At 63.4% G+C, this 15,188-nt stretch carries 12 protein-coding genes and 1 pseudogene; 10 read left to right on the plus strand and 3 right to left on the minus strand.

Translation table 11 applies throughout. From position 1 onward, the window contains the following. Window positions 1-128: 128 nt before the first annotated feature. The 7 genes and pseudogenes from AC0L16_RS08180 to sufA all read left to right on the plus strand — a co-directional run. A pseudogene (locus tag AC0L16_RS08180) lies at window positions 129-1,226 on the plus strand (cysteine desulfurase family protein); the annotation flags it as partial. A gap of 186 nt (window positions 1,227-1,412) precedes the next feature. Beyond that, the gene (sufB, locus tag AC0L16_RS08185) at window positions 1,413-2,930 is read left to right on the plus strand and encodes a Fe-S cluster assembly protein SufB (protein ID WP_287072412.1); all 1,518 of its coding nucleotides are present in this window, start codon (window positions 1,413-1,415) and stop codon (window positions 2,928-2,930) included. 31 nt (window positions 2,931-2,961) lie between these two features. Then, window positions 2,962-3,717, plus strand: a complete 756-nt coding sequence (sufC, locus tag AC0L16_RS08190; protein WP_473620059.1) for a Fe-S cluster assembly ATPase SufC — start codon at window positions 2,962-2,964, stop codon at window positions 3,715-3,717. A gap of 43 nt (window positions 3,718-3,760) precedes the next feature. Then, complete coding sequence (sufD, locus tag AC0L16_RS08195) at window positions 3,761-5,029, plus strand: Fe-S cluster assembly protein SufD (protein ID WP_473620061.1); 1,269 nt, start codon at window positions 3,761-3,763, stop codon at window positions 5,027-5,029. Window positions 5,030-5,244: 215 nt separating this feature from the next. Next, window positions 5,245-6,486 carry a cysteine desulfurase gene (locus AC0L16_RS08200; protein ID WP_473620261.1) on the plus strand — a complete coding sequence of 414 codons (1,242 nt, stop codon included), beginning with the start codon at window positions 5,245-5,247 and terminating at the stop codon, window positions 6,484-6,486. Window positions 6,487-6,491: 5 nt separating this feature from the next. Then, window positions 6,492-6,884 carry an SUF system Fe-S cluster assembly protein gene (locus AC0L16_RS08205; RefSeq protein WP_473620063.1) on the plus strand — a complete coding sequence of 131 codons (393 nt, stop codon included), beginning with the start codon at window positions 6,492-6,494 and terminating at the stop codon, window positions 6,882-6,884. 90 nt (window positions 6,885-6,974) lie between these two features. Next, window positions 6,975-7,355: a Fe-S cluster assembly scaffold SufA gene (gene sufA / locus AC0L16_RS08210; RefSeq protein ID WP_006206001.1), complete on the plus strand. Its 381-nt coding sequence runs from the start codon at window positions 6,975-6,977 to the stop codon at window positions 7,353-7,355. Between the two features lie 186 nt (window positions 7,356-7,541). On the opposite strand, the gene AC0L16_RS08215 is transcribed toward sufA, so the two are convergent. Further along, entirely contained in the window at window positions 7,542-8,039 is a 498-nt protein-coding gene (locus AC0L16_RS08215; RefSeq protein ID WP_473620065.1) for a GFA family protein, read from the minus strand. Between the two features lie 89 nt (window positions 8,040-8,128). On the opposite strand from AC0L16_RS08215, the gene AC0L16_RS08220 reads away from it, so the two are divergent. Beyond that, on the plus strand, window positions 8,129-8,452 hold the full coding sequence (locus AC0L16_RS08220) for a TfoX/Sxy family protein (RefSeq protein WP_202362833.1): 324 nt from the start codon (window positions 8,129-8,131) through the stop codon (window positions 8,450-8,452). A gap of 72 nt (window positions 8,453-8,524) precedes the next feature. Here AC0L16_RS08220 and AC0L16_RS08225 read toward each other — a convergent pair whose 3' ends face one another. Beyond that, entirely contained in the window at window positions 8,525-9,457 is a 933-nt protein-coding gene (locus AC0L16_RS08225; protein ID WP_473620067.1) for a carbohydrate kinase family protein, read from the minus strand. Between the two features lie 274 nt (window positions 9,458-9,731). On the opposite strand from AC0L16_RS08225, the gene recA reads away from it, so the two are divergent. Both recA and alaS read left to right on the plus strand, forming a co-directional pair. Beyond that, window positions 9,732-10,829, plus strand: coding sequence for a recombinase RecA (recA, locus tag AC0L16_RS08230; RefSeq protein WP_008875470.1), 1,098 nt, complete (start codon window positions 9,732-9,734; stop codon window positions 10,827-10,829). Window positions 10,830-11,074: 245 nt separating this feature from the next. Continuing rightward, complete coding sequence (alaS, locus tag AC0L16_RS08235; RefSeq protein WP_473620069.1) at window positions 11,075-13,741, plus strand: alanine--tRNA ligase; 2,667 nt, start codon at window positions 11,075-11,077, stop codon at window positions 13,739-13,741. Window positions 13,742-13,896: 155 nt separating this feature from the next. Here the strand turns inward: alaS and AC0L16_RS08240 are convergent, their stop codons facing one another. Further along, window positions 13,897-15,159: an IS110 family RNA-guided transposase gene (locus AC0L16_RS08240; protein ID WP_473620071.1), complete on the minus strand. Its 1,263-nt coding sequence runs from the start codon at window positions 15,157-15,159 to the stop codon at window positions 13,897-13,899. Between the last annotated feature and the right edge of the window lie 29 nt (window positions 15,160-15,188).

The raw sequence follows: 15,188 nt of genomic DNA on the forward strand, positions 1-15,188 counted from the left end.
ACCCCCCACCCCCCGCGAATTGGCTTTTCTACGGCCTTTAAACCCCCCCCACCAAAACAAACCGGCCCCCACCCCCCCCAAACCCCCAAAACACCCCCCCCCCCCCCCCCCGCCCCCCGCCCCCCGCGGCAATGATTGCCGCGCTCGATACTGCCGCCAACCCGTCATCGGTCCATGCCGAAGGTCGTGCCGCTCGGCGGCTGATCGAGAATGCAAGGCGCGATGTGGCGGCGCTGGTCAACGCCAGCGCCCAGCATGTCGTGTTCACCTCAGGTGCGACGGAAGCCGCCTCGACGCTGCTTACGCCTGATTGGCAGATGGGGCGCGGCACTGTCCGCATGAGCCGGCTCTACGTCTGCGAAGCCGATCATCCTTGTGTGCTGAACGGCGGGCGTTTTCCGGCAGCCCAGGTGACGCACTTCGGTGTCGACGCCGACGGCGTCGTCAGGCTGGACGCGTTGGCGGCGGCGCTCGGCGCCCACGACAAGGCAGACGGCCTGCCGCTGGTGGCGATCCATGCCGCCAACAACGAGACCGGCGTCATCCAGCCGGTCGAGCGCATCGCCGAAATCGTCAAGGCGGCGGGCGGCATCCTGGTCGTCGACGCCGTGCAGGCAGCCGGTCGCATTCTGCTCGATATGTCAGCGGGTTATGCCGATTACTTGATTCTGTCTTCGCACAAGATCGGCGGTCCCAAGGGCGTTGGTGCCATTATCGCCGCCTCGGACCTGATGATGCCCAGGCCCTTGATATCAGGCGGTGGCCAGGAAAAGGGTCATCGCGGCGGCACCGAAAACCTGGCCGCGATCGCCGGTTTCGGCGCGGCGGCGCGCGAAGCCCTGATCGGATTGAAGCGCATCGAAGCGGTCGGCAGCCGTCGCGACGAGATCGAGGCCATCGTGAAAACACTGGTGCCGGATGCGGAAATCTTCGGAACCGGCGCGCCGAGGCTTGCCAACACGACATTCTTCGCTATTGCGGGCATCAAGGCCGAGACGGCGCAGATCGCCTTCGATCTGGCGGGCGTGGCGCTGTCGGCCGGTTCCGCCTGTTCGTCGGGCAAGGTCGGCCCGAGCCATGTGCTGAAAGCCATGGGATACAATGACAGCCCTGGCGCCTTGCGTGTGTCCATCGGCCATGCAACGAGCGCCGAGGACATCGAACTGTTCCGCACTGCGCTGGCAGGTATTGCCTCACGCCGCGCAGGCAGGGAAGAAGCCGCCTGAGCGCGGCAAACAAACGCAGGCTTTTTGGCCTGGTAGAGCCGTGCGTTTCATGGTGGCCGGGTGAATTCCCGGCAGGGACGCACTATATGGAACTTACGCCGCGTCGGTCGCCTTAAGGCGCTCGTTTCGGGGTGCCATAGTTTGAAAACTGCCGGGCCTTGACCCCGGCGTGGATGGAGAACGCTAATGCCTGCTGTGCAGGACACGATCGATCGGGTCCGAAAGATCGACGTCGACCAATACAAATACGGATTCCAGACCGAAATCGCGATGGACAAGGCCCCGAAGGGCCTGAGCGAAGACATTATCCGCTTCATTTCGGCGAAGAAGGACGAGCCGTCCTGGATGCTGGAATGGCGTCTGGAAGCCTATCGGCGTTGGGTGACGCTGGACGAGCCGAAGTGGGCGCGCGTCCATTATCCGAAGATCGATTTCCAGGACCTCTACTATTACGCGGCGCCCAAGAGCACGCCGGGACCGACATCGCTGAGCGACGTCGATCCTGAACTGTTGAGGGTCTATGAAAAGCTCGGCATCCCGCTGAGGGAACAGGAGATCCTCGCCGGTGTGCAGAAGACCGACGCATCGGAACTCGAGGAAGCCAGCGACAACGTCTACAAATCGGGCCGCGTCGCCGTCGACGCCGTGTTCGACTCCGTGTCCGTCGTCACCACCTTCAAGAAGGAGCTGGCGCAGGCCGGCGTCATCTTCTGCTCGATCTCGGAAGCCATCCGCGAGCACCCGGAACTGGTGAAGAAATATCTCGGCTCGGTCGTGCCGACCTCCGACAATTTTTACGCCACGCTGAATTCGGCGGTGTTCACCGACGGTTCCTTCGTCTTCGTGCCCAAGGGCGTGCGCTGCCCGATGGAACTGTCGACCTATTTCCGCATGAACGAGAAGAATACCGGCCAGTTCGAGCGCACGCTGATCATCGCCGAGGAAGGGGCTTACGTCTCCTATCTCGAAGGCTGCACGGCGCCGCAGCGCGACGAGAACCAGCTTCACGCGGCAGTGGTCGAACTGATCGCGCTCGACGATGCCGAGATCAAATACTCGACGGTGCAGAACTGGTACCCCGGCGACGCCGAGGGCAAGGGCGGCATCTACAATTTCGTCACCAAGCGCGGCGACTGCCGCGGCCACCGCTCGAAGATTTCGTGGACGCAGGTCGAGACCGGCTCGGCGATCACCTGGAAATATCCGAGCTGCATCCTGCGCGGCGACGATTCCAGCGGCGAATTCTACTCGATCGCCGTGTCGAACGGCTACCAGCAGGTCGACAGCGGCACCAAGATGATCCATCTCGGCAAGAACACGTCGAGCCGCATCATCTCCAAGGGCATCGCTGCCGGCTACTCGCAGAACACCTATCGCGGCCAGGTCTCGGCGCACCGCAAGGCGACCAACGCCCGCAACTTCACCAATTGCGACTCGCTGCTGATCGGCGACCAGTGCGGCGCCCACACCGTGCCCTACATGGAAGCCAAGAACGCCACGGCACAGTTCGAACACGAGGCGACGACGTCGAAAATCTCCGAGGACCAGAAGTTCTACGTCATGCAGCGCGGTATCCCCGAAGAAGAGGCGATCGCGCTGATCGTCAACGGCTTCGTCAAGGACGTCATCCAGCAACTGCCGATGGAATTCGCGGTCGAGGCGCAGAAGCTTATCGGCATCAGCCTCGAGGGCTCGGTCGGCTGACCGGACAGAAAATTTTCAGGAAAAGAAAAAAATGCTTGAAATCAGAAATTTGCATGCACGCATCGTCGATGACGGCACCGAAATCATCCGCGGCCTAAACCTGACGGTGAAAGCCGGCGAGGTCGCCGCCATCATGGGGCCAAACGGCTCGGGAAAATCGACGCTGTCCTACATCCTCGCCGGGCGCGAGGACTATGAGGTGACCGAAGGCGATATTCTCTACAACGGCCAGTCGATCCTCGAAATGGATCCGGCCGAGCGCGCCATATCAGGCATCTTTCTCGCCTTCCAGTATCCGATGGAGATACCGGGCGTGGCGACGATGGAATTCCTGAAAGTGGCGATGAACGAGCAGCGCAAGGCGCGCGGTGAGGAGCCGCTGAAGATCCCGGAATTCCTGAAGCGCGTTAAGGATGCCGCTGCCTTGCTCGACATGGACATGGCGATGCTGAAGCGGCCGCTCAATGTCGGCTTTTCCGGCGGCGAGAAGAAGCGCGCCGAGATCCTGCAGATGAAGCTGCTGGAGCCAAAACTCTGTGTGCTCGACGAGACTGATTCCGGCCTCGACATCGATGCGCTGAAGATCGTTTCGGAAGGCGTCAACGCGTTGCGCGCGCCGGATCGCGCCATCGTCATCATCACCCACTACCAGCGGCTGCTTCAGTACATCGTTCCGGATAGTGTGCACGTGCTGTACAGGGGCCAGGTGGTCAAGTCCGGCGACAAGTCGCTGGCGCTCGACCTCGAGGCCAATGGCTATGCCGGCGTGATCGGCCAAGCCGCGTGACATGCCAGAAGGCCAAGAAGGCAAGCCAGACAAGGCGAAACTGATGAACATACACACCACACCCCAGCGGACGCCGGCCGAAACGGCGCTGATCGACGCCTTCGGCGACCGGCTGTCGCTGCTGCCCGGCGACGGCACGGTGATGCTGAAGCGCGACGACGCCATCGAGGCGATCAAGAGCGGCCTGCCGACGCGGCGCGTCGAATCCTGGCACTACACCGACCTGCGCCGCCTGCTGACTTCGGTGCCGGAGTTCGATCCCGCAGCCGCCCCGAAAGCCATTGCGCCCGTAGTCGAAGGGTCCGCTGTCCTGCCGGTGCTGAACGGCGTGTCGAGCACGAAACTGCCTGATATCGACGGTATTGCCGTGCAGCGCCTGTCGGAAAAGCTGACCGACGGCAGCATCGCGCCGGGGCTCGATGCCTATGGCGCCGACGATGCCATCGGCGCGCTGAACACGGCTTTCGTGGCCGACGGCTATTTTGTCGACATCGCCGACGGCACCGAACTGGACAAGCCGATCGAATTGCAGAACCTGCAGGCCGGCGGCCAGACGCATGTGCGCTTCAGCGTCCGCGTCGGCGCCGGCGCCAAGGCCGTTATCGTCGAGCGCCAGGCGGGCGAGGGCGCCGCACTCGTCAGCTCGGTCAGCCAGCTTCTGCTTGAAGAGGGCGCCGACGTGATGTGGCTCATCGTGCAGGAGCAGGCGGATACGGCCACGCATCTTGCCCAGTTCAAGGCGCATCTCGGCAAGGATGCGAAGCTGACCCTGTTCGTGATGAATGCCGGCGGCAAGCTGGTGCGCCAGGAGGTCGTGGTCAGAACGACCGGCGAAGGCGCCGATTTCACGCTGCGCGGCATCAGCCTGCTTGCCGGCGACACCCATACCGACGTGACCATGGTGCTCGACCATGCCGTGCCGCACACCGCCTCGACGGAAGTGATCCGCAACGTGGTGACGGGAAGAGCGCGCGGCGTCTTCCAGGGGCGCATCAACGTCCACCAATATGCGCAGAAGACCAACGCCAAGATGGCCTGCAACACGTTGCTTCTGTCGGATGACGGCGAGTTCTCGACCAAGCCGGAGCTCGAAATCTTCGCCGACGACGTCGTCTGCGGCCATGGCGCGACCGTCACCGAGATCGACCATAGCCACCTGTTTTACCTGATGGCGCGCGGCATCGACGAGAAGTCGGCCCGTGGCCTGCTCGTCAAGGCGTTCGTCGCCGAGGTGATCGAGGAACTGGACGACGAGGCGATCGTCGAGGCGCTGGAAACCAGGCTCGACGGCTGGTTCGCGGCGCACGGGTGACAGTGGGAGGGTTTGGCGCTTCGGCCAGCACCCCTCCGTCGCCTTCGGCGACACCTTCTCGCACAAGGGGAGAAGGAAGGGCGCCTCTCCTTCTCCCCTTGTGGGGCCCGAAGGGCGGGCGAGGCGCGTGACTCGCCCCGGGGCGGTGGCCGAGTGAAGCTCGGTCGGATGAGGGGTGCTGGACGGAATGAGGCGATGCCTCGAGAGAGCTTATGATGGACCAGAAAGTCGAAAACATCCCCTACGACGTCGAGGCGATCCGCCGCGACTTTCCGATCCTGTCGCGGGAAGTCTACGGCAAACCGCTGGTCTATCTAGACAACGGCGCCTCGGCGCAGAAGCCGCAGGCCGTGCTCTACGCCATCCAGCACGCCTATTCCCAGGAATATGCCAACGTCCATCGCGGGCTGCATTTCCTGTCGAATGCCTCGACCGACGCCTTTGAGAACGCGCGCAAGATAGTGCAAAGATTTCTCAACGCGCCAAGCACCGACAACATCGTCTTCACCTCGAACACGACCGCGGCGATCAACACCGTTGCTTATGGTTATGGCATGCCCAATATCGGCGAGGGCGACGAAATAGTCCTGTCGATCATGGAGCACCATTCCAACATCGTGCCGTGGCATTTCATCCGCGAGCGCCAGGGCGCAAAGCTGGTCTGGGTGCCGATCGACGATCTCGGGGTCTTCCACATCGAGGAGTTCGAGAAGCGGCTGAGCGACCGTACAAAACTGGTCGCCATCACGCACATGTCGAACGCGCTCGGCACGGTGACGCCGATCAAGGAGATCGTCCGCATCGCGCATGCGCGCGGCATTCCGGTGCTTGTCGACGGCAGCCAGAGCGCCGTGCACATGCCGATCGACGTACAGGACCTCGACTGCGATTTCTTCGTCTTCACCGGCCACAAGGTTTATGGGCCCTCGGGCATCGGCGTGCTCTATGGCAAGAAGGACATGCTGGAGCGCATGCGCCCGTTCATGGGCGGCGGCGAGATGATCGAGGAGGTGACACAAGACATCGTCACCTACAACGATCCGCCGCACCGTTTCGAGGCCGGCACGCCGCCGATCGTCCAGGCGATCGGGCTGGGTGCTGCGCTGGAATACATGGAAAAGATCGGCCGCGAGCGCATCGCCGCGCATGAGGCCGATCTGAAGGACTATGCCCATCAGCGGCTGCGCGCCATCAATTCGCTGCGCATCTTCGGTGATGCGCCGGACAAGGGCGCCATCATCTCCTTCGAGCTGCAGGGCATTCATGCCCACGACGTGTCGATGGTGATCGATAGGCAGGGCGTGGCCGTGCGCGCCGGCACCCATTGCGCCCAGCCGCTGTTGAAACGTTTTGGCGTAACCTCCACATGCAGGGCATCGTTCGGCATGTATAACACCAGGGCCGAAGTCGACGCTTTGGCCGATGCGCTCGAAAAAGCGCGAAAGTTCTTCGGATGACGATCATGGATGATTCAGGCCACACCGCAGAGACCGCTTCGGAAACGGCAGCCAATGAAGTGGTTTCCGCCTCGGCCATTCCCGCCGACGAACTGGCGCGGCTGACCGACGACATCGTCTCGGCGCTGAAGACGGTCTACGACCCGGAAATCCCGGCCGACATCTATGAGCTCGGCCTGATCTACAAGATCGACATCGAGGACGACCGCTCGGTCAAGATCGACATGACGCTGACCGCGCCGGGCTGCCCGGTGGCCGGCGAAATGCCGGGCTGGGTGGAGAATGCCGTCGGCGCCGTCGAAGGCGTTTCAGGCGTCGAGGTCAACATGACCTTCGATCCGCCCTGGTCGCCCGACCGCATGTCGGAAGAGGCGCAGGTCGCGGTGGGCTGGTATTGAGGCGCACTTGCGCCAGGCAGAAAACTTCACCATTTTAGGTGAAGACTCATTCCGCAGGCCTTGAACCTGCGTGAACGCGGAGACTAAAGAATGGGACGCTTCGCCGTCATCACGATGACCGAAAAGGCTGCCGACCGGGTTCGCGAGATCGTCGCGACCCGTGAGAATGCGCATGGCATTCGCCTTGGCATCAAGAAGGGCGGCTGCGCCGGCATGGAATATACGGTCGACCTGGTGACCGAACCCAACACCAAGGACGATCACATCGAGCGCGACGGCGCCCATGTCTATGTCGCGCCTGAGGCAGCGCTTTTCCTGTTCGGCACCGAAATGGATTTCGAGCAGACGACGCTTCGCACCGGCTTCACCTTCCGCAATCCGAACCAGAGCTCGGCCTGCGGCTGCGGCGAATCGGTTGAACTCAAGCCGGCCGATTTGAAGGCCTTGGCCGAGGCGCGCGCGTCGGCCTGATCTTCTCCCCGTGCCCCCTCATCCGGCCCTTCGGGCCACCTTCTCCCCGCTGGGGAGAAGAGGCTTGCATCAACGCTGGCGACCTCCTCTCCCCTCGGGGAGAGGTCGGATTGCCCCGAATTGCCCTTCGCAATTCGGTTGGCAATCCGGGTGAGGGGCTTAGCCTATGCGAGCGGGGAGAAGGACCTAATCCACCCACATCCCCGTCCGCTTGTGCCAATCGGCGATCGACTCCTCGGGATAGACGTCGAAGCTCTTGTCTTTCCTGCCGATGTCGGGCTCGACCCAGTTCGCCTTGTATTTCAGCATGAGATGCACCTTTTCAGGCGGTTTCGGCAGGTCTGTGTCGATCGCCGAGGCGAAGGGGTGGACCAGTTCTGGCCAGGTCCGGTCATAGAGCCACAGTGCCGAACCACATTTTTTGCAGAAATTCCGCTCGCCTGACGAGATCTCGCATTGCGGATGCTCGTCGTCCTCGATCTCGGCCTGGTAGACGCCAAGATTGCGCTTGCCCTTGATTTTCAGCGTCTCGTAATCGGCGCCGAGATTGATGGCAAAGCCACCGCCACCCTGCTGCTTGCGGCAGATCGAGCAGTAGCACAGCATGAACGGCACCGGCGTGTGGCTCTCCACCTCGAAGCGGACGGCATTGCACCGGCAGGACCCTTTGAGCAGAAGCGGCATGAAAAACCTCCGACGAAATTTGTTCCAACTGTCAGGATGGTGCCGGTTGCGGCGATGACAAGGGGAAATCCGGATGACATGATCGCGGCATGGACAATGAACGCATTGCCGAACTGTTCGAAGGCCTCGGCCCGGTCAGCATTCGCAAGATGTTCGGCGGCAAGGGCATCTATTTCGACGGCGTCATCGTCGCCATCGTCATTCGCGGCGAATTGATGCTGAAAGCCGACGCGGAAAGCGCGCCCGAATTCGAGGCGGCCGGCTGCCGGCAATGGACCTACACGGGGTCGCGGCATGGCAAGCTGGTGTCGATGCCGTATTGGAGCGTTCCCGACAGCGCCTTCGACGATCCGGATGAGATGGCGGTCTGGGCACGCCGGGCCTATGAGGCGGGGCTGCGGGCCGGCAAGTAGGTATGTCCGCTAGCCGCTCAGCTTTAGATAATCGCTTCAGGTTGTTGAGGGGCGGCGCCAACATCCGGGATTTCATGCCAGGTCGCGCGCCTCGGGCACGAATGCCAGCGCCTCGGCAAAGACAGCGCTCGTGAAGGCGGCGCTCTCGACGGCGAGCTGTGCTGCGGCAACGCCTTCGCGTAACGCTGCGCGCAGCGTCAGGCCGCGCAGCAGGGCGGCCATCGTCGCGCCGGCCAATGCGTCGCCGGCGCCGGTCGCATCCGCCGGCTTTTGTGACGTAGGCGGCAGGATCGAGAAGGCGCCGGCTTCGTCGAAACCGAGCACTGGACCCTCGCCAGCGGTGACCACGCCGCTTTTCAGGCCGTCGCGTCTTAGGCCGTCGACAATGCCACGATCGTCAGCATCGACGTCGGCGCCGGTAAGCGCGCCGGCCTCGCGCCGGTCCATGAAGGCCAGCGCCAGGCTGCCCAGCACCGGCGCGAGCCGCGCCGCCTTGTCGGGCGAGACTGCGAGGCCGAACACCGGCTTGCCGGCGGCGAGCGTCACCAGCCGCTCCAGCGCCATCGGCGGCAGGTTGGCGTCGCACAGGACCGCATCGGCGGTGCTGATCGCCTCGCGCACCTTGGCACGGCGGATCTGCTTGGCAAGCGCCAGGTCGTAGAGCGCCATGTCGGCAAGGCTGGCGATCAGGGCGCCGTCGCCGTCGATCAGCACTGTGGTGCTCGGCGTCGTGCGATCGAGGAACACCACGGAAAGATCGGCAATACCGGCCGCAGCGACGGCGCGCGAGACCATGTCGGCCAGAACATCGCCGCCGCGAACCGAAAGCAGCGCGCCGGAGACGCCGCGGCGCACGGCGCAGCGCAGCGCATTGAAGACGGCGCCGCCGACAGCCTCGCGCATCGTGCCGGGATTCGACACCGCCGGCACAAAGGCGCCCAAAACTTGGCCGCGCCGCTCGATATAGGCGCCGCCTACGGCCAGAACTGTCGGCGACTTCAGCATGCCCGGTGAGATGACCTTGTTGCCCGGGTGAAGACTAGGTTGTCCGGCGGAACCCGGCAACCAGAAGCCGCGATTCGGAAGATGCCCAGCCGAATCCTGCGGGCGAAGCGGGATACATCCTGGGGTGGAAATCCAAAACAAAAAAAGAACAAATACGGATATTGTTGGTTTTTCAATTGGTTGTCTCCCCTTGCCAAACGAGAACAAAAAACGTACAAATTGATAGGGATTACGGATTGTCCGGCCTTCATTGACGACCACGGGGTGATGTATCATGGCTCAGAATTCTTTGCGGCTTGTAGAGGACAAAGCAGTGGACAAATCAAAGGCTCTGGATGCGGCGCTGTCGCAAATCGAGCGTGCCTTCGGCAAGGGCTCGATCATGCGGCTCGGCGCAAACGAGCAGGTCGTCGAGATCGAAACGGTGCCGACCGGTTCGCTTGGCCTCGACATCGCGCTCGGCGTCGGCGGCCTGCCGCGCGGCCGCATCGTCGAGATCTACGGGCCGGAAAGCTCGGGCAAGACGACGCTGGCGCTGCACACGGTGGCGGAGGCCCAGAAGAAGGGCGGCATCTGCGCCTTCGTCGATGCTGAGCACGCGCTCGACCCGGTCTATGCCCGCAAGCTCGGCGTCGACCTCGAAAACCTCTTGATCTCGCAGCCCGATACCGGCGAGCAGGCGCTGGAGATCTGCGACACGCTGGTGCGTTCCGGCGCCATCGACGTGCTGGTAGTCGATTCGGTCGCGGCGCTGACGCCGCGCGCCGAAATCGAAGGCGAGATGGGCGATTCGCTGCCCGGCCTGCAGGCCCGCCTGATGAGCCAGGCGCTGCGCAAGCTGACCGCCTCGATCTCGCGTTCCAACACCATGGTCATCTTCATCAACCAGATCCGCATGAAGATCGGTGTCATGTTCGGTTCGCCCGAGACCACGACCGGCGGCAACGCGCTGAAATTCTATGCTTCGGTGCGCCTCGACATTCGCCGCATCGGCTCGGTCAAGGACCGCGACGAGGTCGTCGGCAACCAGACCCGCGTCAAGGTGGTCAAGAACAAGCTGGCGCCGCCCTTCAAGGTGGTCGAGTTCGACATCATGTATGGCGAGGGCGTGTCCAAGACCGGCGAGCTGGTCGACCTCGGCGTCAAGGCCGGCGTGGTCGAAAAGTCGGGCGCCTGGTTCTCCTACAATTCGCAGCGTCTCGGCCAGGGCCGCGAGAACGCAAAACTGTTCTTGCGCGACAATCCCGACACGGCGCGCGAGATCGAATTGGCACTACGGCAGAATGCCGGGCTGATTGCGGAGAAATTCCTCGAGAATGGTGGTTCCGAAGGCGGAGACGATGGTTTCGAGGACGAAGCTGGCGCCATGTAGGCTTCGGCATTGGTCGGAGTTTGGCCATGAGTCCGGCTCATCACCTCCAGCCTGTGTCTGTATTGTTGCGTTTCGAACCGCCGGCCTAGCGCCGGCGGTTTGCATTTGAGATGACCGGCAAGCCCCGCAAATTGGCCCAATTCCGTGTTTCTGGACAGGCTGCGACGCGGCGGCTAAAAGGCCATGTCCATTTGTCATCGGCCGGGCCGACGGCTCTCTCCAAAAACTAAAAGGCAGTATTATTCATGAGTGGCGTGAACGAGATCCGGTCGACATTCCTCGACTATTTCCGCAAGGAGGGTCACGAGGTCGTCGGGTCGAGCCCGCTGGTGCCGCGCAACGACCCGACACTGATGTTCACCAATGCCGGCATGGTGCAGTTCAAGAACGTTTTCACCGGCCTGGAAAAGCGACCCTATTCGCGTGCCACGACGGCTCAGAAGAGTGTTCGCGCCGGCGGCAAGCACAACGACCTCGACAATGTCGGCTACACCGCGCGCCACCTGACCTTCTTCGAGATGCTCGGCAATTTCTCGTTCGGCGACTATTTCAAGGAGCGCGCCATCGAGCTTGCCTGGAACCTGATCACCAGGGAGTTCGGGCTGAAGAAGGACAAGCTGCTGGTCACGGTCTATCACACCGACGACGAGGCTGCCGGCTACTGGAAGAAGATCGCCGGCTTTTCCGACGATCGCATCATCCGCATTCCGACCTCGGACAATTTCTGGGCAATGGGCGACACCGGACCTTGCGGTCCGTGCTCGGAGATATTCATCGACCGTGGCGAGCACATCTGGGGCGGCCCTCCCGGCAGCCCCGAGGAAGATGGCGACCGTTTCCTGGAATTCTGGAACCTGGTGTTCATGCAGTACGAACAGGTGACGAAGGACGAGCGCATCGACCTGCCGCGCCCGTCGATCGACACTGGCATGGGCCTGGAGCGCATGGCCTCGATTCTGCAAGGGGTCGAGAGCGTCTTCGAGACCGACCTGTTCCGTCACCTGATCGAGGCTGCGTCATCCGCGCTCGGCCGCGGTCCGGATGCCGACAGCGTCGGATCGTTCCGCGTCATCGCCGACCATTTGCGTTCGTCCTGCTTTCTGGTGGCAGACGGCGTGCTGCCGTCCAATGAGGGCCGCGGCTACGTGCTGCGTCGCATCATGCGCCGCGCCATGCGCCATGCGCAGCTTTTGGGCGCCGGTGATCCTCTGATGTGGCGGCTGGTGCCGGCGCTGGTGCGCGAGATGGGCCAGGCCTATCCGGAGCTGGTGCGCGGTGAACAGATGATCACCGAGACGCTGAAGCTTGAAGAAACCCGTTTCCGCAAAACGCTGGTGCGCGGCTTGGGCCTGCTTTCGGAGGCGACGGAAAAGCTGGGCGCCGGCGACACGCTGGATGGCGAGACCGCCTTCAAGCTCTACGACACCTATGGCTTTCCGCTCGATCTGACCCAGGACGCGCTGCGTCAGCGCAACATCTCGGTCGATCTTGCCGGCTTCACCAATGCGATGGAGCAGCAGAAGGCCGAGGCGCGCAAGAGCTGGGCTGGTTCCGGCGAGGCCGCGACCGAAACAGTGTGGTTCCCGGTGCGCGAGAGGCATGGCGCCACCGAGTTCCTCGGCTACGAGACCGAGCAGGCGGAAGGCCTCATCCAGGCGCTGGTCAGGGACGGCAAGATCGTCGACAGCGCCGCCAAGGGCGACGCGGTTGCCGTAGTCGTCAACCAGACGCCGTTCTACGGCGAATCCGGCGGCCAGGTCGGCGATACCGGCGTCATTTCAGGCGAAGGGTTCTTGATCGAGATCTCCGATACGCAGAAGAAGGCCGATGGGCTTTTCGTGCATCTCGGCAAGGTGGCCGACGGCACGGTCGACACGGGCGCGACCGTCGAGCTGAAGGTCGACCATGCGCGCCGCTCCAGGCTGCGCGCGAACCATTCCGCAACGCATCTGATCCACGAAGCGCTGCGCGAGGTGCTAGGCACCCATGTCGCGCAGAAGGGCTCACTGGTCGCGCCCGAGCGTCTGCGCTTCGACATTTCGCACAACAAGCCGATCTCGCCTGACGAGATCGAAGAGGTCGAGCGGATGGCGAACGAGATCGTCGTCCAGAACAGCCCGGTCACCACGCGGCTGATGTCGGTCGACGATGCCATTGCCGAAGGCGCCATAGCGCTGTTCGGCGAAAAGTACGGCGATGAAGTGCGCGTCGTTTCGATGGGCACGGGCTTGCATGGCGCCAAGGCCAACCGGCCCTATTCGGTCGAGCTATGCGGCGGCACCCATGTCAGGGCGACCGGCGATATCGGCCTGGTGCGCATCGTGTCGGACAGCGCCGTCGCTGCCGGCGTGCGCCGCATCGAGGCGCTGACCGGAGAGCCGGCCAGAAAGCATCTCGACGAGCAGGACAAACGGCTGAAGGCGGCCGCGGCCGCGCTGAAGATCTCGCCGGCCGACGTGCCGGCGCGCGTCGAGGCGTTGTTGGACGAGCGCAAGAAGCTCGAGAAGGAACTGACCGAAGCGCGCAAGAAACTGGCGCTGGGCGACCGCTCGCCAGCTGGCGTGCCTGCCGAGAACGAGACCATTGCCGGTGTCGGCTTCCTCGGCAAGGCGGTATCGGGCGTCGCGCCGAAGGATTTGAAGCCGTTGGCCGATGCCGGCAAGAAGTCGCTCGGCTCCGGCGTCGTCGTCTTCGTCGGCGCCGGCGAGGACAACAAGGCCAGCGTCGTGGTCGGCGTCACCGACGACCTGACCGGCCGCTTCAGCGCTGTCGATCTGGTGCGTGTGGCGTCGGCGGCATTGGGCGGGCAGGGCGGCGGCGGTCGGCCTGACATGGCCCAGGCCGGCGGCCCGGACGCCTCGAGGGCCGAAGACGCGATCGCTGCGGTGAAGGCCGCCCTGGAGGCGGCCTGATCGGTTTGCTGGGGATTCTTCCCTTCTCCCCTTGTGGGAGAAGGTGGATCGGCGCGCAGCGCCGAGCCGGATGAGGGGTGCTGGCCGGAGTGCTGTTGGTGCCAAGCTGGAGCACCCCTGCCATGAAAGTAACTTCAAACTCTGTTTCATTTCAATCAGATAGCGGCTTGGGCCAAGGGCTCGATTTTAACCGAGAAACCGAGCTTTTCGAGGTACTTGACGTGGCGGGCGGCGGATCGCTTGACGTTGATTTTGTCGAGATAGGTCTCGCCGAGATCGCGGAAGGGTGAGCCGCGCAGCACGTGATAGACGGCCAGCAGCAGCTTGTGGGCGAGGGCAAGCGCGGCCTTGCCGCCGCCGCGGCGGGCCTTGAGCTTGTGGTATTTGGCCTTGTAGTAGCTGCCGGTCTTCTTTGAGGCGCTGATGGCAGCATTGCACAGGGCGGTCTTGAGATGGCGATTGCCCTTGCGCGCTTTGGTCGGCTTGCTCTTGCCGGCGCTCTGATGGTTGCCCGGACAGACGCCGGCCCAGGCGGCAAGATGAGCAGCGGTCGGGAACATCGAGACGTCGATGCCGATCTCGGCGATCACGGTGATGGCCACCACGCGGTCGAAGCCAGGCATACGCAGCAAGGCCGCCACCTGCTCGGCATAGGGATCGAGGCGGCGATCGATCTCGACGTCAAGCGCGGCGATGTCGGCCTCGGCGCTCTCGACCCGCTGCAGCTGGCATTCCAGCATCAGGCGCTGATGACCTTCGAGCCGCACATCGAGGGCCTTAACAAGGGCTGCATACTTCTTGCGCGCTGTGCCGCGGGCGAGCGCTGCCATTTGCTGCGGCGTATGGGTGCCGGCAATCAGCGCCCGCACGATGGCCCGGCCGCTGATACCGAACACGTCACTGAGCACGCCGGCCAGCTTGATGCCGGCGCCTTCCAGCAGCTTGATCAGCCGCTGCCGCTCCGACGCCTGGGTCTCGACGAGGCTGCGCCGATAGCGCGTGAGCTCGCGCAGCTCGCGGAACGGCCTGTCCGGCACGAAGCTGTTGCGCACCAGGCCCAGGCGGACCAGATGGGCAAGCCACTCGGCATCCTTCACGTCGGTCTTGCGGCCGGGCACGTTCTTAATGTGGCTGGCGTTCACCACGATCGGCGGCGCGACCGCCTCGCTCGCCTCCAGCGTGGCAAAGACCGGCATCCAGTAGACCCCGCTCCCCTCCATGCACGCATGGGTGACTTCTTCTGCCTTCAGCCATGCCACAAGCGACTGCAGCTTCTCGCGCGTCGTACCGAAGGTCCTGATCGTCTTGCCGGGGCGGCTTCTGCTCCCCCGGTTGCTCTTGCCGCCCAACACACAGGCCACGATCGTGCCCTGGTGCACATCAAGACCCGCGCAACAGTCGATGACAACGTCCACCATGCTTCCTCTCCTCGGTTCGGGTGGACGGG

This window comes from Mesorhizobium sp. WSM4848 (assembly GCF_055811375.1).